This window comes from Devosia sp. WQ 349K1 (genome assembly GCF_016595685.1).
In the GTDB taxonomy this organism is placed as follows: domain Bacteria; phylum Pseudomonadota; class Alphaproteobacteria; order Rhizobiales; family Devosiaceae; genus Devosia.
Genome location: NZ_JAENGO010000003.1, coordinates 440155 through 460447 on the forward strand (window position 1 = coordinate 440155; position 20293 = coordinate 460447).

The window sequence follows — 20293 nt, forward strand, 5'->3', positions numbered from 1 at the left end:
GCGCGGAGTAAATACGCAGAGAGACGATGACGTGGCCATTGTGTGACCAAGTTATGGTTCACGCGATTGTAGGCTGCGACAAAATAAACGCCGACATGCGATTAGATGAGTTTAGGTAACGTAAGTTACTGAGTGCAACCAGCGATTACCGGAGCAACATCTTGAGCAAAATTTGCAACTTTGAATCGCACATTGAGAGAACGACTGCTGGCCGGGGTCACACGAACAGTTAAGTTCTGAGCGCCACGCAAGCCATCGATGAAGGTGCGCACGTCAGCACTATTGCTAATCAGCACCTGTGTATTGGTCGGATCAACCTGCAAAGTTTGCGAGCGAGCGCGTTCCAGATCGGGCTGGAAGGTCATGCCAACATCGCGGCCGAGGGACGACATGGTGTTGCCCGCAAAGCGGAAGGCCACACCCAAATTGCCAGCTTCGCAGCTGACTATGATCTCGGCATGAGCGCGGCCAGATGGGCGCGCCGGGATCATTTGTTCAGACTGGAGAGTGAAACTGGAGACGGCTGCTGCATTGATATCGGTGCGAAACAGGCCATCATAGCAAGCGAGGCGTTCGTCATTGGCGGGGATGGCAGCGCAGGAGGCGCCAGACTGGGCATAAGCAGGTGCGGCGAAGGCAAGGCCAAACGAAAGTGCTATAAATCCAAACAGTCGTCGCACGAGGTCACGTCCACTTCCATAGTCAGCATCTGTTACGCAGTAAGAGGTAACAGATAACAATATGGGGTGGCGACCCGTGTTTGTTAAGCGCTGGTCTGCGCTAAAGCCAAACGGGCGATTGGGACGCGGTAGGGCGAGCAGGACACATAATTGACACCGAGCCCGGCAAAGAACTGCAGCGAGATGGGATCGCCCGCGTGTTCGCCGCAAATACCGATCTTGAGGCGCGGATTGACCGCCCTGCCCCGCTCGATGGCAATCTGGATCATTTCGCCAACGCCCTTTTCGTCGATATTGACGAAGGGATCGCGCGCATAAACGCCCTTGCGCTGGTAAGCGGCCAAGAAGGCAGGCGCGTCGTCGCGGGAGATGCCGAAAGTGGTCTGGGTCAGATCATTGGTGCCAAAGGAAATAAAATCGACCATGGAGGCGATGTCGCCGGCGCGCAGGCAGGCGCGCGGCAGCTCGATCATTGTCCCGAAGGAAAAGCGCACGCGATCTGAGCGCGAGAGGCCGGAGTTTTCGAGAATGGCCATGGTGCGTTCACGGACCCAAGCCACTTCAGTCGCTGTCGAGACGAAGGGCACCATCAGCTCGACCTGCACTGGCTCGGCCTGAGTTTCGCTGGCCGCGCGTGCGCCCGCGAGAACAGCCTGAACCTGCATCTGCAAAAGATCTGGATAGGTAATGGCCAAGCGGACGCCGCGATGGCCCAGCATGGGGTTGATTTCGGCGATGCGTTCGAGACGCATGCGCAAGGCGCGGACAGAGAAGCCAAGCGAGGCCGCGGTTTCTTCGATCTCTTCATCGGTGCGTGGCAGGAATTCGTGCAGCGGCGGATCAAAGAGGCGCACCGTGACCGGCAGGCCATGCATGGCCGAAAACAGCGCCGAATAATCACCCGTCTGGTAATCGATCAGCCCGGCAATGGCCTTGGAGCGCGCGTCTTCGTCTTCGGAGAGAATGACGCGACGCAGCGCGACCATGCGCTCGGGCGAGAAAAACATGTGTTCGGAGCGGGCCAGACCAATGCCTTCGGCGCCAAAACTCAGCGCTGTTTGCGCGGATTCGACAGTTTCAACATTGGTGCGGACGGCGATGGTGCGGGAGGCATCGGACCAACCGAGGAGACGCCCAATTGCGCCGCCAATTTGGGGCTGGGCCAGCGGGAGCGTGCCGACATAGACCTTGCCATCGGTGCCATCGATGGTGAGGCGATCACCCGCGCGGAACTCGCGGTCGCCGATGTGGCAGACCATTTCGGCAACATTGACCGAGAGCGTGCGGAGGCCAGCAACGCATGGCTTGCCAGTGATGCGGGCAATTACGCCAGCATGGCTCGACATGCCACCACGAGCGGTGAGAATGCCGGTTGCAGCCTTCATGCCTTCGATATCGGCGGGGCCGGTTTCGTTGACGACGAGAATGCAATGTTTGCCGCGAGCGCGCAGGCGCGCAGCGTCTTCAGCATTAAAGGTGATGATGCCGCTAGCAGCGCCCGGCGCTACGCCCAAGCCGGTGGCTATGGGGGCAACATCATGGGTGAGTTTGATGCGCGGATGGAGCACGAGCCCGAGGCGGCTCGGGTCGACACGCGAGACGGCGTTTTGTGGCGTCCAGACTTTGCGCTCGACGCGATCCACGGCCGCGGTGAGTTCGGCCGCTGGCGACGCCTCGATGGGGCGGGCGGACAAAAAGCGCACCTGGCCCTTATGCACAGCGACGGCGCAGGTCATGTGGCGACCCGCCTTCGCATCGAGCAGAGAAACCAGCGCAGCGACACTTTCAGGCAAGCGCGGCAGGGGATGGCCGTTGACCGGGGCAGGCCCAATGACGCCGGTTGCGGCATTGCGGGTGAGGAACTGTTCGATCTCGCCTTCGGCATAGGCCTGCACAAGAACGATCTGTCGACTGCGATCGACATCCGAGCGTGCGCCAGCCCAGCCGCGACCAGTTGGGCCGTAGCTTTCAAACGCTTCCTTGATGGCGCGGGCCAGTGGGCGGCTTGGATCGACCGAATCTTCGGGCGCGGAGGGGGCGGCAATGCCGGTCTTGGCGGGCATGAGACCGCCATTGTGGAGGACAGCGGAAGTGCGGACCACCAAGACGGGGGGCTTGCCGTCCTTTTCGACCAGCTTAAACAGGCAGGCGACCCAATGGGTGCGCAGGCGGCTGTCCCGGCGGGAGCGTTCGGCCTGCAGCTCATCCCAAGCGGCGCGGGTGATGGCAATCGTGGGGACTGTGGGGAAGCCTGCTTCACCGACGCGGAAAATCCAGCGCGCCTTGCCTGTCAGCAATTTTAGCTGAGCAGCTCCAAGGTTCGCCTTCCCCAGCGCCGGGGCAATCGCAAACATTTCCTGCGCCAAACTCAAGAGAAGGCTCCTCGCCACGCGTCTAACACATATGGCGCATGCCTGCCGCGGCTGCAACAGCACTTGACTTGCCAACGCGCTGAAAGCATCTCATCGGGTATGGATAAAAGGCCGCACCTCGATATCACCCTCTGTGCTCCGCGTGGTTTCTGCGCGGGCGTGGATCGCGCAATTCAGATTGTAGAGCTGGCGCTGCAGAAATACGGCGCGCCGGTCTATGTTCGCCATGCCATCGTACACAATAAGTATGTGGTGGCAGGGCTTGAGGAAAAGGGCGCGATTTTCGTCGAAGAACTCGATGAGATTCCAGAAACCGACGCACCGGTCGTCTTCTCCGCGCATGGCGTTCCGAAATCAGTTCCAGCTGACGCTAAAGCGCGCAACATGTTTTACCTCGATGCGACCTGTCCGCTGGTCTCGAAGGTTCATGTGGAAGCGACCCGACACTTTGAAGAAGGTCACGAGATCGTGCTCATCGGGCACGCTGGCCATCCCGAAGTGGTTGGCACTATGGGCCAGCTGCCGCCGGGCAGCGTGACGCTGATCGAGACCGTGCATGATGTCGGCGGTTTTGAGCCGAAAGATCCTTCGACGCTGGCGTTTGTGACGCAGACGACGCTTTCGGTGGATGATACGCGCGAAATCGTAGAGGCGCTGCGCGCCCGCTTCCCGCTAATCAACGGTCCGCACAAGGAAGACATTTGCTACGCGACCACCAATCGGCAGGAGTCGATCAAGGCTGTGGCCCCAACAGTGGAAGCGATGATCGTAGTGGGCTCGCCCCATTCGTCGAACTCGCAGCGGCTGGTGGAAGTGGCCAAGCGCGCAGGCTGTAAGCATGCCGTTCTGGTGGACCGCGCCAGCGAGATTGACTGGTCGATCTATGGCAATATTAAATCGCTGGGTGTGAGCGCGGGCGCTTCGGCACCGGAGAGCCTTGTGGAAGAAGTGATCGACGCTTTCGCTGCGCGCTACGACGTCAAGGTGAAGACCACCACGACGGCGGAAGAAAACATCGCCTTCAACATTCCCAAAGTGCTTCGTAACTTGGAAACGGCAGCTGGAAAATGAGTGACCTCGATCTGTTCGAAACCGATAGGCTGATCCTTTCAGGCTGGAGGTTCGATCAGGTCGATGACCTTGTTCGATTGCATGGTTCGGAACGCGCTACACGCTATCTGACGACGCGAGGCGTGCCCTATACGCGCGCCCAGTGCGAAGAAGCAGTCGCGAGCTGGATCGAGCTGTTTGACACGCGCCAGCTCGGCAAGCTGCGGGTCCGGCGGAAATCAGACGGCTTGATGGTGGGTCGGGCAGGCTTTGGCATTTACCCAATCACCGGGGAAGCCGAGATCGGCTACACGCTTTACGAAGAGTTCTGGGGACAGGGGTTTGCCAAGGAAGCTGCCGCTGGCCTGCGCGACTGGTTTTTTGCTAACGACAAGGGCGAGCATTTCATCGGCATGGCCCATGTCGACAATGCCCCTTCCCGTGCCGTCTTGGAAAAGATTGGCATGCAGAAGACCCATCAAGCCGTCGACGTTTACGGCCTGCCCTGCCAATTCCATATATTGAAGCGCCCATAGCCCATGTCTGACGCAGTTATTATTCATACCGACGGTGCGTGCTCGGGAAATCCCGGCCCCGGCGGCTGGGGCGCTATTTTGCAGCTCGGGGAGCACCGCAAGGAGCTCAAGGGCGGCGAGCAGCTGACGACCAACAACAAGATGGAGCTCACGGCCGCCATCGAAGCGCTCAATGCGCTCAAGCGTCCGTGCAAGGTGGAACTGCACACCGACAGCCAATACGTCAAAAATGGCGTGCAGAGCTGGATGCATGGCTGGAAGCGCAACGGCTGGAAGACCGCCGACAAGAAGCCGGTCAAGAATGTCGAACTCTGGCAGGCGCTCGATGAAGCGACCAAGCGCCACGACATCGAATGGTTTTGGGTGAAGGGCCACGCAGGCCACGCGCTCAACGAACGCGCCGATGAGCTGGCCCGCGAAGGCATGGCGCCGTTTAAGCGGTAGGTTTTTAGGGGGATTGTTCCCCCACCCCAGCGGCGCTACGGCCTAGCTTTGCTACCCTCCCTGCAAGGGGGAGGGAGTGGGGCGGTGTTGGGAAAAATTGGTTGCGCTGCAGGTAGGGGCAAGGCCCCCTCACCCGACCTTTGGTCCACCTCTCCCCCAGAGGGAGAGGTAAGAAAAGGCAGTGCCCCGGGGATTTTTGGGCCCTTCAGCCGACGCGAGGCGTCGACCTCTCCCCGAAGGGAGAGGTAAGGGTTAGGCGGTTTTGGTGCGGTTTGGGAGGAGGCCTTTGACGGCCTTCAGGATCGGGCTGATGACATAGCTGACGACTGGGATCATCAGAGCGCCGACGGCGAGGCCGATGAAGAAGTCGATAAAGGCAGTCACGAACCAGCTGGCGACACCGGCGATGGATGGCAGGAGCGTCGCGCCCCAAGCAGCAGCGTCCTTGACCATGTGCTCAATGCCAACGAAGCCAAATTCAGCCAGGCCGTGGACGATAATGCTACCGCCAACCCAGGTCATGGCTGCTGTGCCGACAATGCTCAGGACGTGCATGAAGTGCGGCATGGCCACAACGATACCGCGACCAAAGGCGCGACCGGTGTGGGTTTTGGCCTTCTGCGACAGGAACAGGCCAAAATCATCAGCCTTCACGATCAGAGCAACCGTGCCATAGATGGCGACCGTGATGCCCGCACCGGCGACGGCGAGAATGCCTGCGCGGTACCAGAAGTTTTCAACGTCAATTGACGAGAGAACAATGGTCATGATTTCGGCCGAGAGGATGAAATCGGTTTTGATCGCACCAGCAACGCGCTGTTCTTCGAGTGAGGTCGGGTCGACCGCTGTGTGCTCGATGGAAGCTTCGTGCTTTTCGGCCTCATGCGGCGCGAACATGTGGAAGACCTTTTCAGCGCCTTCGTAGCAAAGGTAAGCGCCACCGATCATAAGGAGCGGGGTGATCATCCACGGCAGGAAATAAGACAGTATGAGCGCCGCTGGCAGCAAGAACAGCATCTTGTTCTTGAGCGAGCCCCAGGCGATGCGACCGACGATGGGCAGCTCGCGCTTGGCTTCAAAGCCCTTCACGTAGCTAGGGGTGACGGCTGCGTCGTCGATGACCGCGCCAGCAGCTTTAACGCTGGCCTTCATGGCCTGACTGGCAACGTCATCCAGAGATGCAGCCGCAACTTTCGCTAGTGCTGCCACGTCATCGAGCAGTGCAAGTAGGCCAACACTCATTGAAATTCTCCGAGAACTTTATCGCAGGGATAACGCGCACCGCACGGCATCGTGCCACGGGGGAAAGGATTTTTGTTGGAAGGTAGCAGTGTCTTTAAGGAAGGCCCCCTCACCCGCCGCTTCGCGTCGACCTCTCCCCCAAAGGGCGAGGTGTGAAGGGGCGAAGGGTTCGTGTGCTGCCCCCCTCACCCTACCCAAGCCATTCGAGCACAGCTCTGATGGCCTTCTCCGCTAAGATCGGTCCACCGGACCGATCTCTTGACGCTACGAAGCCCATAAGGGAGAGGAAAGAGGTGTTTGGGGAAGCCGCTCGTTTAGCCAGCAACTTTGCCGAAGTCGGCGACGAGACGCATGGTGTCGCGCAGACAGGCCAGAAGGTTGAGGCGGTTCTCGCGGACCGACGCATCGGCGTCGTTGACGAGCACGGCTTCAAAGAAGGCATCAACCGGAGCGCGCAAGGTGGCGAGTGCAGCCATTGCGCCCTTGTAATCGTCCTGAGCAACCTTGGCAGAAACAGCGGCGTTGACGGATTCGACCGCCGAGGCGAGAGCTCTTTCTTCGGCGCCCTTCAAGGCTGAAGCGTTGACCGCACCAGCATAGGACTTGCCGTCCTTCTTCTCTTCTGCGGCGAGAATGTTGGCGGCACGCTTGTAGCCCGCCAGCAGGTTCTTGCCGTCGTCAGACGAGAGCAGTTCCGTGAGCGCTTCAGCGCGCTGGGTGATCTGCAGAATGTCGTTGCTGTCAGCAGAGATGACGGCGTCGACGAGATCGTGGCGCGCGCCAGCATCGCGCAGCGAGACTTTGAGGCGATCATGGAAGAAGCCGAGGAGATCAGCATCGACCTTGAGCGGGAATTTTAGGCCGTTTTCGGTGATGATGCGGATGACGCCGAGGGCGGCACGGCGCAGAGCGAACGGGTCGCGCGAGCCGGTTGGCTTTTCATCGATCGACCAGAAGCCGGAAAGAACGTTGAGCTTGTCGGCCAGAGCGACAGCAATCGAAACCGGTTCGGATGGCACGCGGTCGGACGGACCAACCGGCTTGTAGTGCATTTCGACCGCGGTCGCGATTTCTGCCTTTTCGCCCTGAGCGGCGGCATAGTAGCGGCCCATCAGACCCTGAAGTTCAGGGAATTCGCCGACCATGGCCGTGACGAGGTCAGCCTTAGCGAGGAGAGCCGCGCGCTTGGTCGCTTCGACATCAGCACCAACTTGCGGCGCGATTTCGGCAGCGAGCGCGACGAGGCGATCAACCATTTCCTTCTGGGTGCCGAGCTTGGCGTGGAAGACCATATCTTCCAGCTTTGGCAGGCCGTTTTCGAGCGGATTGGCCAGATCGTTTTCGTAGAAGAAGGCAGCGTCGGAGAGACGGGCGCGGATCACGCGCTCATTGCCCGCAACGATGGTGGCGCCACCGTCGGTTGGGATCTGGTTGGAGGTGATGATGAAGTTCGGAGCCAGCTTGCCCGAAGCATCACGAATGCAGAAGCATTTTTGATTGGCGCGGATGGTGGCGATGATCACCTCTTCCGGCACCTTGAGGAAAGCTGGGTCGAACGAGCCCATCATGACATTTGGCCATTCGACGAGCCCAGCGACTTCTTCAAGCAGGCCTTCGTCGTGAATGACGGAAAGGCCCTGCGCAAAGGCAAGGTTATCGGCGTCGGTCTTGATGATGTCCTTGCGGCGGTCGATGTCGAGCACAACCTTGGCGCGCTCCAGAGACATGACGTAATCTTCAAAACGGCGCACGCGGATCGCTTCAGGCGCGAGGAAGCGGTGACCAAAAGTGGTCTGGCCCGATTCAATGCCAGCGATGGTGAATGGAATAACGACAGGTTCGTCGTTTTCGGTGCCGAAGGTGGCAGTGATGGCGCGCAGTGGACGCACCCACTGGAACGTGCCCGAGCCCCAGCGCATGGACTTGGCCCAACCGAAATCAGCAATCACCTTTGGCAGGACCTGCGACAGCAGCTCGACGGAATCGGCACCGGGCTTTTCGATAATAGCGATGTAGAAATCGCCCTTTTTCGGATCCGATTGAACAGTGGCCTCGTCGATGGACGACAGGCCTGCTGCGCGCAGGAAGCCATCAATAGCGGGCTGTGGGGCGCCGACCTTGGGGCCCTTCTTTTCTTCGCGCGTATCGGGCGAGCGGGCCGGAAGGCCAGCAATGGTGAGCGCCAGACGACGCGGGGTTACGAAGGCTTGCGCGCCCTCATAGACCAGTCCTGCATCAACCAAGGCATTGGTGACAGACTTCTTCAGGTCCTCAGCCGCGCGACGCTGGAAGCGGGCGGGAATTTCCTCGGAGAAGATTTCAAGCAGAAGTTCGGGCATGGTCGGAAACCGCGATTGGTAAGGCAGGCAGGGGGACTGATTATCGTGGCAAAGCGGGGCTGTCTACCAGCCACCGCCTCCGCCACCGCCACCGCCCCCACCAGAAAAGCCCCCGCCAGAGGAGCCGGAAGAGCTGGCCTGCACCGGTTGGGAGGCGACCATGGCTGCAGCCATGCCCGCGGAAGCTGCGGAAATCGCGTTAGAAACGGAGCTGGACGAGAAGTTTTTGCCGCCAGAATACCAGCCTGGAGCGTAGCTGGAGCCGCGCTCTGGATCGGGCGAAATCCGCGCCATTTCCGCTTCAAAATGCTCGGACCACGGCTTTTCTACGCCTAAAGCAATGGCATAGGGAAGAATGCGCTCAAAGCGTTCAACGCTCATTGGCGGCTCAGTATCAATATTGAGTCGGTTCTTTTCGGCGGTTTCTAAATAGAGTTTGAACCCGTCGATCTGATCCATGACCTTGCGGCCCTGAACCGTGGGAGCGCGCATGAGAATGGTGAAAATGATCGAAATGAGCACCATGGATGCTGCGGCAATAAAAGCGCTGTCCAAGGGGAAATCTGTGAACATGTCGGCAAAGCCAGTGCCAGCATTGGCAATGAAGATTCCGCCCCAGACCACCAGAATGATGCGGCCGATCCAATTGCCCTTGATCAGAACATTGAACAGCATGGCGCTGATGAAGGTGGCGAAGATGCCGATCACGCCAGCGAGCACCAGCCATTCGATCTCGATAATGTCGAACAAGACCATGGCGCCGAGCATGAGCGCGGTGAGCGCATAGCTGACGAGCGCAAAGCCGAAATTGGCCTTGAACCACTTATCGCGATTTTCGAGGGTGATGGCGTTGACGAAAGCGCCCTTGGTTTCGCCGATTTCAGGGCCGTTCGCCTGATCAAAGGTCACTGTGCCCTTTTTGGTGAAATAGTCAAAAAGGATCTGCTCGCCTGAAGGCAGGGCTTCGTCGGGCTTGCGGCCCGTATTGGTGACAACCAGCTTTTTGCTGGTGTTGTCGATTTTCACGAGCCCCTTGACCCCAAGGCTGAAAATGCCTGCGGTCATGGCCTTCCAACCGTCGCCTGCAAAACCCCAGTGGTTCACATAATGGGTCAGGGCCGGCGAGAAGCCTTCGGGCGGGTAGAACAGCGGAATGATCGTGCCCTTGGCCGGATCCCGCCCAACCCGCAGCCATGCGGTGAAATTGTAGAGCAGCAGCAGCACGACACCGCCGATACTGAGGAGGACGTCGCGATTGTCGGAGATGTTTTGCCACAGAGCATCTGTGCCTTGCGGATAGGTGACAATGCCCTTTTGGAACGAGATGGCAAAGGTTAGCCCCTCACCCGGCCCAAGCACGCGATTGGACTTAATGATCGCGGCATTATCACCCCGGCGGGAAATGGTGACGTTTTGCTCGCTGGAGCCCGCGTCGCCAGTGTAGCCGACGGCATTCTGGATGATGGCCCCATCGGGCAGACGGACGCGCGCTTCAGCGGAGAGGATCGGGAAGATCCAGTAGTTGCCCGTTGCGTTCCAATAGAGCTCATCACCATCGGCGCTGGGGCGGGCCATGCGCGGCATGGTGTAGGTGATAGTATAGCTGTGTAAGCCACGCGGCACAAAGGCTTCGGAATCGCCGATCCAGATGCGGCGGAAATCACCCATGCGCTCAACGCGGAATGGTTCGTCGGAGCCATTGCGGGTGACGGCCTCAACCTCCAGCCCAATGCGGATTTTGCTGCCATCGTCACTGCGCATGGTGACGGGTATATCGCGGTAAATACCGCGGCGAATGTCGAGCCCTTCCGCATTGACCACAAGTGTTTCCGTGACATGCACGGAGCCGTCGGTGGCTAAGGTGACATCGGCAATAAGCGAGCGAATTTCTTCGCGTGCCGAGGCGGACATGACCAGCAGAGCAGTCAGAATGACAGCGGAGAAAAAGCGCAGAAGGGCCGACATCGATCTTAGAACTTCACAGTAGGGACAGCGCGCTCGGCTTCGTTTTCGAGTTCGAAATACTCTGCCATTTCAAACTTGAAGGTGTTCGCAACGACGTTGGACGGGAAGCTTTCGACCTGAATGTTATAATCGCGAACAGCGCCGTTGTAATAGCGACGCGCCATCTGGATTTCGTCCTCGGTCTTTTGCAGCGCGGACTGGAATTCGAGGAAGGTCGTATTGGCTTTAAGGTCCGGATAGGCCTCGGCAATGGCCAGCAGGCGACCAAGGGCAGAGCTCAGCTCGCCTTCCGCCTGAGCGCGGGCTTCTGGGCCTGAGGCGGCAGCAGAAGTGGCCTTAGCGCGAGCTTTGATCACCGCGTCCAGCGTTTCCTTCTCATGGGCCATATAGCCCTTTACGGTTTCCATGAGATTGGGAATGAGATCGGTGCGGCGCTTGAGTTGGACATCAATGCCCGACCAGCCTTCGCGCACCATTTGCCGCTTGGAAACGAGGCTGTTGTAAATGGTGATCGCATAGACCGCAGCAATCGCGACAATGCCTAAAATGACCCATTCCATGGGCGAACTCCTCAAGAAAATTGGCCGGAGACTGGCAGGTCACAGGTCTGTTTGCAACATGCTACGGCGCGGTTGGACTTGACTTATTCTGCCCAACACCTAGCTTAAACACTATGAGTATGAGCCCGATCCATCGCTGCACCATCCTTGTCGAAGGATAGATGCCCTAGGCATGCCCGCGCCGGAGCCTGCTTAGGGCTCTAGGCACTTCGTCTCCCGGCACATCTCATTTTCAGTTTTTTCAACGGCCCGATGCTGCGCAGGATTTTGCGCGGCCGGACTATGCTCTCGGGGAGGTCGCCATAATGACCGAAATCCGTCGCGACTTGTCGCCTGCAATCGTGATCAGCAAGGCTGACCACACCAAGCTTTATGAACTCGCGCTGGCTGGGCTTGACCGCATGCCGGACGTGGCAGAGCGCTTGCTCACCGAACTCGACCGCGCGCGCGTGGTTGAGGATAAGAAGATTTCGGCTGAAGTGGCCCAGATGGGCAGCCGCGTGACCTATCAGACCAATTCGGGGCAAGAACAGACTGTGACGCTGGCCTACCCGGCTGATGCGGACATTGAACAGGGCAAGATTTCGGTGATGACGCCAGTGGGCGCGGCGCTGATCGGGCTTAAAACCGGCCAAGCGATCACCTGGCACGACCGCAGCGGCAAGCGGCAGTTGTTGACGGTGGTTTCTGTCGAAGCGCCTGTCGCGGCTGAGTAAAACGAAAAAGGCCGGTGTGATGAGCACCGGCTTTCTTTTTACCTGGATTGCTTGGACAGATCGGCACTCACTGCATCGAGAGCAATGTGGATTTCAGTGCCTTCTGCGTTACGCAAAACAAGCTCTGCACTGCCACCAATTGCATGCATATAGCGGCCTATCGTGGAGAGCAGCATGTCGTCGCCTTTTTCAGTTCGCGACACATTGCTTTGGGGAATGGCGGCACCGATTGCGACTTCTGCCTGGGTTACGCCTGCCGCGCGGCGCAATTCGGCCATCGCTTCACCGGCTAGCCGACGCGCACGTTTCTCGTCCAAACGTCCCTGCATATCCGCAGGAAGTTCGGCTCGCATATCGCTCCAGTGAACTGCGCCGGGTTTCATGCTCATCTCGCCTCTCCACAACGGCCTCAAGCCGATAACCACCACTCGTAACGCTGATCAGCCTTCGCGATCAGCTGCTTGTAAAAACGCGCAGAAGCCACTCCAGCTTTATCTCCGCCGCATAGAACGATCGCGTTTTGGTCTGGGTCGAACGCAAAAGCAACGCGCCATGCTCCCTTTGGCGTAAACACGCGGAGCTCTTTCATGTTCCGAAATTTTGATCCGTTCAAAGTGTCGACCTGCGGGCGCCCCAAGGTCGGTCCCTTGTCGCGCAAAAGATCGAAAGCCTCCCCGATAGCTTCCTTGACGGCGAGGGGCAGAACGCGAAATTCGGGAACATAGTCAGGATGAAAGACGACACTATAGCCATCCATGTCAGCCCCTGCAGCGTGTGCGGCCTAACCTTCCAGAGCGCCAGAATATACCTTGAAATGCATAAAGGCAATGCAAAGAAAAAGCCGATGCAGACGCACCGGCTTCTCAAAACTCTTGCGATGTCGACCGCTTACTCTGCGCCGCCGCCGGCGGTTTGGAGCCAGGCTTCGCCGCAGGCCTTGGCCAATTCGCGAATGCGCAGGATGTAGCTCTGGCGCTCGGTGACCGAGATCACGCCGCGGGCGTCGAGCATGTTGAAATTGTGCGAGGCTTTGACGACCTGCTCATAGGCCGGAATCGCCATGGTCTGGCGGTTGCCATCTGCGCCCTTGGCAAGGATCGCCTTGCACTCACGCTCTGCGTCTTCGAAGTGACGGAAGAGCATGTCGGTGTCGGCAGCTTCAAAGTTGTACTTCGAGGCCTCCTGCTCGTTCTGCAGGAAAACGTCGCCATAGGTGACTTTTTCGTCGCCTTCGCGGCCGTTGAAGTTGAGGTCGTAAACGTTCTCAACGCCCTGCACATACATCGCGAGGCGCTCAAGACCATAGGTGATTTCGCCCGGAACCGGTGAGCACTCAAAGCCAGCGACCTGCTGGAAATAGGTGAACTGGGAAACTTCCATGCCGTCACACCAGCATTCCCAACCTAGGCCCCAAGCGCCCAGAGTTGGGCTTTCCCAATCGTCTTCAACAAAGCGAATGTCGTGGACCGAAGCGTCAAGGCCGATGGCAGCCAGCGAGTCGAGGTAGAGCTGCTGGATGTTTTCCGGCGACGGCTTCAAAATCACCTGGAACTGGTAATAGTGCTGCAGACGGTTCGGGTTCTCGCCATAACGACCATCGGTTGGACGACGCGAAGGCTGAACGTAAGCGGCCTTCCACGGCTTAGGGCCGAGCGCGCGCAAGGTGGTCGCCGTGTGGAAAGTACCAGCGCCCATCTGCATGTCATATGGCTGCAAAATCACGCAGCCATGCGACGCCCAGAAGTTCTGGAGGGTCAGGATAAGTCCCTGGAAAGAGTTCTTAGGGTCCAAATGGGCGGGGCGAGAGGTCATGTCTGGGTCCGTCTGCTAGTGCGGCGGAAACTATTGATGGCAAGGGAGCCGGTCAAGCGGTGAAGCAGGTGTCAGTGTCGCTCTTGAACCACTTGCGTAGACATTTGAGGGGGTAGATGCGCGATATTGAAATTTTGGAGGCGCTAGGAGCCGAAAGCATCATCATGCTGGGGCAAGGCGGCGAGGCAAAAGTCTACGCTCTTGGGGCTGACCGGGTGGCTCGGCTGCATCGAGCGGACGCCCGGTTGGAGGACGCACTACGGCGGCAAAAGCTGCTTGCGGTCATTGGCCAGAGCCAGTTGCCGTTTCAGACCCCTACCGTCTGTGACGTTCGAGAAATAGGTGGCGTGGTTGTAAGCATCGAGCCGCGCCTGCTCGGGTCTCCGACCCATATCGCCCTACAAGCTGCGACGGGAGACGAACGCCGCGCCATTCTTGGGGCCCATCTCAATGGGGCTATGGAGCTCACAAGGGTGGACAGCCGCGAACTGTCAAACTTGGGCCTACCACAGGTGTCGGCCGAGATTGCTGGCGCTTACACAGCCGGACTGGTGCATGTCGATTACGCACTCACCAACACTCTGAGTCAGCATGGAGCGCTGACCACCGTGTTGGACTTTGGGCCGTCGACCATGGTCGGCGATATACGCTTTAATGCCTGGGCGGCTGTTGCCTATCTCGATGCCGAGCTCTCACCAGGCCTCACCGACGAAGATCGCGCCTTGGCGCAGGACTGGCTCGACGATCACCAGCTTAGCTCGGGTTATGGCGAGGCAAAGCGCTGGTTGGCCCAATATTGGTCCTTTGCCACGGACGATCATGCGCTGATGGCGTGGTGTCAGCGCGTTCTTGCCCGCTAATTACCGCTGATCGTCTTTGCCTTTGGGGCGGTAGGTGCCGTCGCGGTCTTGTTCGAGTTCGATCACATCGGGACGGCTGCGCTCGGCCTTGTCGCGCTCGCGACGAAGCTGCTTGGCGCGTTCGGCGTCGCCATTGATCTTGCCCGACCAATCCTTCCAGATGCGGCGCACACCGAGATAAATGACCACGGCCAGAAAGGTGAACAGCAGAATGCGGAGGAGCATGGCTTAAAGTCCAAAGCGCGACCAGTGGGCGCGGTCATCTAGGGAAGTGGAGAGTTCGTCGACAAGCGTGCCGGCGGAGAGACCGAGGCGCGGCATGGCGAACATCGGTTTTTTGGGTGCGATGATTTTTAGCTCAACCTTGGGGCCGAAGCGCTCGCGCAAGGTTGCGTAAATGTCGCCAATACCATCGACAAGGCCCAGTTCGACACCACGCAAGCCGGTCCACCATTCACCGGTGAAGAGCGTATCGTCGTCGGCCTTAAGCTTGGCGCCGCGATAGGCTTTTACGTGATCGATAAAGACCTGATGGATTTCCAATTCCACCGATTTGATCCTCTCAACGTCTTCTGCCTTTTGCGGCATGAAGGGATCGAGGGTGGATTTGTTGCGGCCAGCGGTGTGGACGCGGCGTTCAATGCCCAGCTTGTTGATGGCTTCAACGAAACCAAAGCCGGACATGATGACCCCGATTGAGCCGACAATCGAGGACGGATCGACGAAGATTTCGTCGCCAGCGACGGCGATAAAGTAGCCACCGGAGGCGGCAATATCTTCAACGAAAACCAAAACCGGCTTTTTGTGCTGATCGGCCAGTTCGCGGATGCGCTTGGAAATCAGGCGACTTTGGACCGGTGATCCGCCGGGGGAATTGATGATGATCGCCACGGCAGGCGCGGACTTCATCGTAAAGGCTCGCTGCAGGAGCGGCTCGACACCGGCGATGTTCAAACGACCGGGACGGGACTCGGCGGCAATGGTGCCGTGCAGGCGAACGACAGGCACGACTGGGTTGCGCTTGAAAAACTTCGCAAACCAATTTCGCTTTCGATCATCTGCTTTTGTCATGCGTGTGCCCCTACTGTTCGACCTTATTTATGGTGCGCAAGGCCCGATTACCAGTCGAAGGGCCCCTGCCCCATAAGGATTGCGGAAAATTCTTGGCTAAACTCATTGCCTTGATCCCCGTGAAGATAATGCGTGGCGTGGAGCGTGAGTGGCGCGCGCGAGCCTTTGCGCCCGCGAATAAGAACACGTGAGGCAGGCTGGCCGGGCCGCGGCGCAAGGGGCAGAATTTCGATAGCACCAAAGCGCTGATCGAAGGCGGCAATGAGAGCCGCAAGACCGGTTGCTGGATACACAAAGATCGCGAGGCCCGAGGCCCGCGCGGCACCGGCCGCGGCCTTGCCCCAGAGTTCAAGCTCTGAATGTGCCATGTGTCGTGCGCCTTGCCGGTAGGCACCCGATGCGGCCGTGCCACGCCCTGCGTCAAAATAGGGCGGGTTGGCGATGACGCAATCAAAGGCGTTTTCGGGGAAACCTGCGTCGCGGCGCGCTGTGGGTGAGGTGATATCGGCTGTGATGACCCGAGCGCGCTCGGCAAAGCCGTTGTCGCGGATATTGGCCTCAGCAATCAGGGCAATATCCGAATCGCGTTCGGCTAAAGTGAGTTGATGGGTGCGATCGAGACTCATGGCAACGAGCCCGGCAGTGCCGACACCAGCCCCCAAATCGAGCAGATGCGCCGTGTGCTGAGGGACAGAGGCGCCAAGCAAAACGCTGTCTAGCCCGGCCCTAAAGCCTTTTTGAGGTTGAGACAGGGTAAGGCGTCCACCCAAAAAGGCGTCGCGCGTTAGTGTTTGATGTTTTACAAAGTCGGTGGGCTGGTCTAGGGACATCGCATCCGGATGGCTTACTTCGCGTTATCCTATATGGGAGTGCGCGACAGTCTCAACCCGATTTGCCACCAAGGCGACAAGGACTTTACGACGGTGTCGGTTCTGCCCCAGACCAAAGAAGCGCCAGCGATGAACCCGGTTGAACGGCTTATGGCCGCGACCGCTGACGATATGGCCCTCGTTAACGAGATGATTTTGTCTCGCGCACACTCCCATGTGGACATGGTGCCCGAGTTGGCCCGCTACCTCATCGACAGTGGCGGCAAACGCTTGCGCCCCATGCTGACGGTCGCAGCCTCAATTCTGTTTGGGCGGAAAACGCCTTATGCGGTGAATTTCGCTGCGGCAGTTGAGTTCATGCACAATGCAACCCTGTTGCATGACGACGTGGTGGACGAGAGCGACATGCGTCGCGGCAAGCCTGCGGCCCGCATGGTGTGGGGCAATAAGGCTTCCATTCTTGTCGGTGACTTCCTGCTTGGGCAGGCCTTCATGATGATGGTGGAAACCAACAATATTGAAGCGCTTGGCGTGCTGTCCTCGGCTTCGGCGATTATGGCGGAAGGCGAAGTGTTCCAGCTGTCCAAGACGGGCGACCTGACGACCACGCCGGAAGACTATGCGGCCGTGATCCGCGCTAAGACAGCTGTGCTGTTTGAAGCGGCGTGCGAAGTGGGTGCGTTGTCTGGTGGTGCCGATCAGGCTGGGCGTGATGCGCTCAAGCTTTATGGGCTTGAATTGGGCAACGCTTTCCAGCTCGTTGACGATGCGCTCGACTATGGTGGGCAGGCCGCCTCGCTCGGCAAGAATGTCGGCGACGATCTGCGCGAAGGCAAGATGACGCTGCCGGTTATTCTGGCGCTGCAATCGGCGACCGAAAGCGAACGTGCGCTCATTGCGTCGGCGCTGGGCAATATGGATGCGAGTGATTTGGAAGTGGCGCAGGTTGTGGCGATCTTCAATCGCTATGACACGCTGACCAAGACTCTCGAAAAAGCTCAAGCGCATGCGCAGGCGGCTATCGCAGCTCTCGACGCCCTACCCGACAGCGAGATGAAGACCATTTTGGCCGACGTTGTCGTGCATTCGATTGGCCGCGCGGCCTAAGCGCGGATCAAGTTTTCCGAAAAGATTTGAGCCAAGCGGCGATTAGCTGCTTGGCTGCAGAAGCGGCGCTGCAGCGACCCAATAATCGGGGTGCAGGCGGCCCATTTGGGCCGCAGCTTCGTGCGCCTGCCCCTCGGCGCCAAAGAGCGCAAAGCAGGTTGCACCCGATCCTGACATACGGGCGAGAATACAGCCGTGCGTTTCCGCTAGCTCATCCACCAAAATACCAATTTCGGGCACGAGCTTGACCGCGGGCGGCTCAAGATCGTTGCGCGTTTCTGCCAGCCAGAGGCCCAATTGCGCCGGGCGCGTGAGCACCTCGGGAAGTTGGGGCAAGGGATAATTGTCGTGGCTGCGCAGGCGACGGAAGACGTCTGCCGTCACAACGCCGATCAGTGGATTGACCAGCACGATGTAGAGCTTGGGGAAATCTGGCAAGGGCGAGAGGATTTCGCCAATGCCGCGCGCAACGAGTGGGCGCGACACGAGGCAACACGGGACATCAGCGCCCAGTGTTGTCGCGAGGTCCATCAACTCGCCCATGGGCGGGTGCTCAGGCGCGATATCAAGCAGAATGCGCAGCGCGGCGGCAGCGTCGGCCGAGCCACCGCCGATGCCAGAAGCGACCGGCAGGTTTTTGGTGAGGTGAAGCTTTAGCCCCTGCGGGGCGAGGTGGGGCCAGCGATTGCGGAAAGCCGCAACCGCCTTGAGCACGAGATTGGATGGTCCTGCATCAAGCCCCGCGGCAAAGGGGCCGCTGATGGTCAGACTATCCGCTTCCGCAGGTTCACCATCGAGGTCGTCCCCCACGCCCGCGAAGACGATCAGGCTTTCCAGCTCATGATAGCCGTCTTCGCGCCGACGGGTGATGTGCAGCGCAAGATTGATCTTGGCTGGGGCATCCTGCTGATAAACGACCATCAACGCGCGCTTACTTGGTTTCGTTCGCTGGGGTCAGGCCATCAGCCAGTTTCGGGTCCACGCGTTTTGTGACAACGCCAATGTCGTCCACCGATTTGGCAATCGTCCACTGGAAGCGCGCTTCGTTCTTGCGGCCAATTTTCCAGTAAGCGTCACCGAGGTGATCGTTGATTTCTGGATCGTTGGGCAGGAGCATAACCGAGCGTTCGAGTGTTTCCACCGCCTCATCGAGACGTCCGAGCTTGTAGAAGGCCCAGCCCAAGGAATCGATGATGTAGCCATCCTGCGGTTGCTGCTCGACGGCCTTCTCGATCATGCCCAGAGCGCGATCAAGATGCATATCCATGTCGATCCAGGAATAGCCGAGGTAGTTCAGAACCTGAGGCTGGTCGGGATTAAGATCGAGGGCGCGGAGGAAATCAGCTTCGGCCTTCGGCCATTCCTTGGCGCGTTCATAGGCAATGCCGCGAACATAATAGTAGCGCCAATCGGAGGCCTGCTCGCCACCGGTGATGTCGAGCGCCTTAGTGTAAGCGTCTGCCGCTTCGAGGTACTGCTCGTCGGTCCGCAGGAGATCACCGAGCGCTGCGACAGCTTCGATGTCCTCAGGATTGATGGCGACGATGTTGGTGAGACGACGAATGGCTTCCTCGCGGTCGCCCATATTGTCGAGATTCTGAGCAATGCGCACGACGGCCGTCGCCTTCATCGGGGAGGTCGCAGGGATGGCGTCGTAAATACCGTTAGCATCTTCATGCTGACCGGCGACGTCGAGAATCTGCCCCACCGCCAGTGAAATCACATCAGCAGATGGGTCGAGATATGTGCCCAAGCGCATGAACAGAAGGGCGAGATCGAAGCTGCGATCACGGGTCAGGGCAATGCCAATGCCGTGGAACATTTCGGCAGCGCCGATTTGCACATTGGTGGCAAAGGCCCCAGGCTTACGCTGTTGATCGACGGCTTCGCGGACGCTGGTAATGAGCGGATGCGAAATGCCTTGCGCTTCATATTCATCGAGCACGTCTGTGGCTTCGTCAAAGCGACCATTGTTCGCCAGCAGGCGCGCGTAAACTTCGGCGATGCGCGCGACGTAGGGCTCAACGTCATAGGCGCGTTCAGCCAGCTGGAGAGCAAGCTTTTGATTGCCGGAGGTTTCGGCCATCAGGGCGCGATGGAAAACGAGGAAGTCTTCCAGCCCGCTTTCGCCGAGATCCTTCATCAGCGTGTCGGCTTCAGCGCCCTTGTTGTCGCCAACCAGGGCCCAAGCGCGCAGGATATAGGCGGTGATGCCCGAAAAACTGCCGGGGGTAACATTCTCAAGCTGACGTTCAACCGAGCTATACCGACGCTCTTTGAGGGCTTCGGTGGCAACAATCAGCTTGGCCAAATCATTGTTACGATCGAGCTCAAGCGAGCGGCGCGCCGTTGAGGCAGCTTTGCCGATCTGACCATCTGCAGCGAGCGCGATAAAGGCGCGCTCCACCAGCATATTGTTGTCCCAATCAGCCTCAGCCGCGTCCTGATAAAAGCGAGCGGCGTCTTCGGTGCTCAGTTCGGCGAGCGACTGATTACCAGCCAGATAGGCGCCGGACACCGAAGGGCGTACGAGATTGATGATATTGCGCGCGACGTTTGACAGATCAAAGCTTGTTTGCGCTGCAATCGGCGATGCCAAGAGCGCGACGGATGCAGTGACAATCAGGCGTTTCGCCCAACGATGCGATAGGAAATTCACTGTTCTGAACTCTCCGTTGGCCACAATGGCAGCTTTGGCGGCAAAGATTG

At 58.9% G+C, this 20293-nt stretch carries 20 protein-coding genes; 6 read left to right on the forward strand and 14 right to left on the reverse strand.

Annotation, left to right across the window (positions count from 1 at the left end; translation table 11 throughout):
- Positions 1-125: 125 nt before the first annotated feature.
- Positions 126-680 (reverse strand): hypothetical protein, encoded by a 555-nt coding sequence (locus JHL21_RS08195; protein WP_200212917.1) that lies wholly within the window; start codon positions 678-680, stop codon positions 126-128.
- A gap of 83 nt (positions 681-763) precedes the next feature.
- Positions 764-3052: a putative PEP-binding protein gene (locus JHL21_RS08200; RefSeq protein ID WP_200212918.1), complete on the reverse strand. Its 2289-nt coding sequence runs from the start codon at positions 3050-3052 to the stop codon at positions 764-766.
- Between the two features lie 99 nt (positions 3053-3151).
- Here JHL21_RS08200 and ispH point away from each other — a divergent pair, with 99 nt between their 5' ends.
- The 3 genes from ispH to rnhA are packed head-to-tail and all read left to right on the forward strand — an operon-like array spanning position 3152 to position 5082.
- Positions 3152-4123 carry a 4-hydroxy-3-methylbut-2-enyl diphosphate reductase gene (gene ispH, locus JHL21_RS08205; RefSeq protein ID WP_200212919.1) on the forward strand — a complete coding sequence of 324 codons (972 nt, stop codon included), beginning with the start codon at positions 3152-3154 and terminating at the stop codon, positions 4121-4123.
- On the forward strand, positions 4120-4638 hold the full coding sequence (locus JHL21_RS08210; RefSeq protein WP_200212920.1) for a GNAT family N-acetyltransferase: 519 nt from the start codon (positions 4120-4122) through the stop codon (positions 4636-4638). The genes ispH and JHL21_RS08210 overlap by 4 nt, the downstream gene beginning before the upstream one ends.
- Positions 4639-4641: 3 nt before the next feature.
- Positions 4642-5082, forward strand: coding sequence for a ribonuclease HI (gene rnhA / locus JHL21_RS08215; protein WP_169195910.1), 441 nt, complete (start codon positions 4642-4644; stop codon positions 5080-5082).
- A 252-nt stretch (positions 5083-5334) separates the two neighbouring features.
- Here rnhA and JHL21_RS08220 read toward each other — a convergent pair whose 3' ends face one another.
- The 4 genes from JHL21_RS08220 to JHL21_RS08235 form a co-directional block, all read right to left on the reverse strand.
- Positions 5335-6324, reverse strand: coding sequence for a DUF808 domain-containing protein (locus tag JHL21_RS08220; RefSeq protein ID WP_200212921.1), 990 nt, complete (start codon positions 6322-6324; stop codon positions 5335-5337).
- 314 nt (positions 6325-6638) lie between these two features.
- Entirely contained in the window at positions 6639-8663 is a 2025-nt protein-coding gene (gene glyS, locus JHL21_RS08225) for a glycine--tRNA ligase subunit beta (RefSeq protein ID WP_200212922.1), read from the reverse strand.
- A gap of 63 nt (positions 8664-8726) precedes the next feature.
- The gene (locus JHL21_RS08230; protein ID WP_200212923.1) at positions 8727-10628 is read right to left on the reverse strand and encodes a DUF2207 domain-containing protein; all 1902 of its coding nucleotides are present in this window, start codon (positions 10626-10628) and stop codon (positions 8727-8729) included.
- Positions 10629-10633: 5 nt separating this feature from the next.
- On the reverse strand, positions 10634-11188 hold the full coding sequence (locus JHL21_RS08235) for a LemA family protein (protein WP_200212924.1): 555 nt from the start codon (positions 11186-11188) through the stop codon (positions 10634-10636).
- Between the two features lie 305 nt (positions 11189-11493).
- Between JHL21_RS08235 and rnk the strand changes: the two genes are divergently transcribed.
- A complete protein-coding gene (gene rnk / locus JHL21_RS08240; protein ID WP_182394850.1) occupies positions 11494-11904 on the forward strand; it encodes a nucleoside diphosphate kinase regulator in 411 nt (136 codons plus the stop codon).
- A gap of 38 nt (positions 11905-11942) precedes the next feature.
- Here rnk and JHL21_RS08245 read toward each other — a convergent pair whose 3' ends face one another.
- The 3 genes from JHL21_RS08245 to JHL21_RS08255 form a co-directional block, all read right to left on the reverse strand.
- Positions 11943-12293 carry a helix-turn-helix domain-containing protein gene (locus JHL21_RS08245; protein ID WP_254081970.1) on the reverse strand — a complete coding sequence of 117 codons (351 nt, stop codon included), beginning with the start codon at positions 12291-12293 and terminating at the stop codon, positions 11943-11945.
- A 20-nt stretch (positions 12294-12313) separates the two neighbouring features.
- Positions 12314-12661 (reverse strand): type II toxin-antitoxin system RelE/ParE family toxin, encoded by a 348-nt coding sequence (locus tag JHL21_RS08250; protein ID WP_182394849.1) that lies wholly within the window; start codon positions 12659-12661, stop codon positions 12314-12316.
- 131 nt (positions 12662-12792) lie between these two features.
- Entirely contained in the window at positions 12793-13716 is a 924-nt protein-coding gene (locus JHL21_RS08255; protein ID WP_199531322.1) for a glycine--tRNA ligase subunit alpha, read from the reverse strand.
- A 116-nt stretch (positions 13717-13832) separates the two neighbouring features.
- On the opposite strand from JHL21_RS08255, the gene JHL21_RS08260 reads away from it, so the two are divergent.
- Entirely contained in the window at positions 13833-14576 is a 744-nt protein-coding gene (locus JHL21_RS08260) for a hypothetical protein (RefSeq protein WP_200212925.1), read from the forward strand.
- Here the strand turns inward: JHL21_RS08260 and JHL21_RS08265 are convergent, their stop codons facing one another.
- The 3 genes from JHL21_RS08265 to JHL21_RS08275 are packed head-to-tail and all read right to left on the reverse strand — an operon-like array spanning position 14577 to position 16354.
- The gene (locus tag JHL21_RS08265) at positions 14577-14801 is read right to left on the reverse strand and encodes a hypothetical protein (RefSeq protein ID WP_169195901.1); all 225 of its coding nucleotides are present in this window, start codon (positions 14799-14801) and stop codon (positions 14577-14579) included.
- A gap of 3 nt (positions 14802-14804) precedes the next feature.
- Positions 14805-15647, reverse strand: a complete 843-nt coding sequence (locus JHL21_RS08270) for a S49 family peptidase (RefSeq protein ID WP_200212926.1) — start codon at positions 15645-15647, stop codon at positions 14805-14807.
- Between the two features lie 47 nt (positions 15648-15694).
- On the reverse strand, positions 15695-16354 hold the full coding sequence (locus JHL21_RS08275) for a tRNA1(Val) (adenine(37)-N6)-methyltransferase (protein WP_200212927.1): 660 nt from the start codon (positions 16352-16354) through the stop codon (positions 15695-15697).
- 252 nt (positions 16355-16606) lie between these two features.
- Here JHL21_RS08275 and JHL21_RS08280 point away from each other — a divergent pair, with 252 nt between their 5' ends.
- Positions 16607-17584: a polyprenyl synthetase family protein gene (locus tag JHL21_RS08280; RefSeq protein WP_169195936.1), complete on the forward strand. Its 978-nt coding sequence runs from the start codon at positions 16607-16609 to the stop codon at positions 17582-17584.
- 42 nt (positions 17585-17626) lie between these two features.
- Here the strand turns inward: JHL21_RS08280 and JHL21_RS08285 are convergent, their stop codons facing one another.
- Both JHL21_RS08285 and JHL21_RS17975 read right to left on the reverse strand, forming a co-directional pair.
- Complete coding sequence (locus tag JHL21_RS08285) at positions 17627-18505, reverse strand: 4-(cytidine 5'-diphospho)-2-C-methyl-D-erythritol kinase (protein ID WP_200212928.1); 879 nt, start codon at positions 18503-18505, stop codon at positions 17627-17629.
- 10 nt (positions 18506-18515) lie between these two features.
- Positions 18516-20243 (reverse strand): tetratricopeptide repeat protein, encoded by a 1728-nt coding sequence (locus JHL21_RS17975; RefSeq protein WP_200212930.1) that lies wholly within the window; start codon positions 20241-20243, stop codon positions 18516-18518.
- Positions 20244-20293: the final 50 nt, after the last annotated feature.

What these genes read in the sequence shown, in the direction of transcription:
- rnhA (WP_169195910.1), top strand. Translation starts at nt 4,642, where the DNA reads ATGTCTGACGCAGTTATTATTCATACCGACGGTGCGTGCTCGGGAAAT.
- JHL21_RS08255 (WP_199531322.1), bottom strand. Translation starts at nt 13,716, where the DNA reads ATGACCTCTCGCCCCGCCCATTTGGACCCTAAGAACTCTTTCCAGGGA.
- JHL21_RS08270 (WP_200212926.1), bottom strand. Translation starts at nt 15,647, where the DNA reads ATGACAAAAGCAGATGATCGAAAGCGAAATTGGTTTGCGAAGTTTTTC.
- JHL21_RS08210 (WP_200212920.1), top strand. Translation starts at nt 4,120, where the DNA reads ATGAGTGACCTCGATCTGTTCGAAACCGATAGGCTGATCCTTTCAGGC.
- rnk (WP_182394850.1), top strand. Translation starts at nt 11,494, where the DNA reads ATGACCGAAATCCGTCGCGACTTGTCGCCTGCAATCGTGATCAGCAAG.
- JHL21_RS08250 (WP_182394849.1), bottom strand. Translation starts at nt 12,661, where the DNA reads ATGGATGGCTATAGTGTCGTCTTTCATCCTGACTATGTTCCCGAATTT.
- JHL21_RS08220 (WP_200212921.1), bottom strand. Translation starts at nt 6,324, where the DNA reads ATGAGTGTTGGCCTACTTGCACTGCTCGATGACGTGGCAGCACTAGCG.
- JHL21_RS08265 (WP_169195901.1), bottom strand. Translation starts at nt 14,801, where the DNA reads ATGCTCCTCCGCATTCTGCTGTTCACCTTTCTGGCCGTGGTCATTTAT.
- JHL21_RS08230 (WP_200212923.1), bottom strand. Translation starts at nt 10,628, where the DNA reads ATGTCGGCCCTTCTGCGCTTTTTCTCCGCTGTCATTCTGACTGCTCTG.
- glyS (WP_200212922.1), bottom strand. Translation starts at nt 8,663, where the DNA reads ATGCCCGAACTTCTGCTTGAAATCTTCTCCGAGGAAATTCCCGCCCGC.
- JHL21_RS08260 (WP_200212925.1), top strand. Translation starts at nt 13,833, where the DNA reads ATGCGCGATATTGAAATTTTGGAGGCGCTAGGAGCCGAAAGCATCATC.
- ispH (WP_200212919.1), top strand. Translation starts at nt 3,152, where the DNA reads ATGGATAAAAGGCCGCACCTCGATATCACCCTCTGTGCTCCGCGTGGT.
- JHL21_RS08245 (WP_254081970.1), bottom strand. Translation starts at nt 12,293, where the DNA reads ATGAGCATGAAACCCGGCGCAGTTCACTGGAGCGATATGCGAGCCGAA.
- JHL21_RS08235 (WP_200212924.1), bottom strand. Translation starts at nt 11,188, where the DNA reads ATGGAATGGGTCATTTTAGGCATTGTCGCGATTGCTGCGGTCTATGCG.
- JHL21_RS08280 (WP_169195936.1), top strand. Translation starts at nt 16,607, where the DNA reads ATGAACCCGGTTGAACGGCTTATGGCCGCGACCGCTGACGATATGGCC.
- JHL21_RS08285 (WP_200212928.1), bottom strand. Translation starts at nt 18,505, where the DNA reads ATGGTCGTTTATCAGCAGGATGCCCCAGCCAAGATCAATCTTGCGCTG.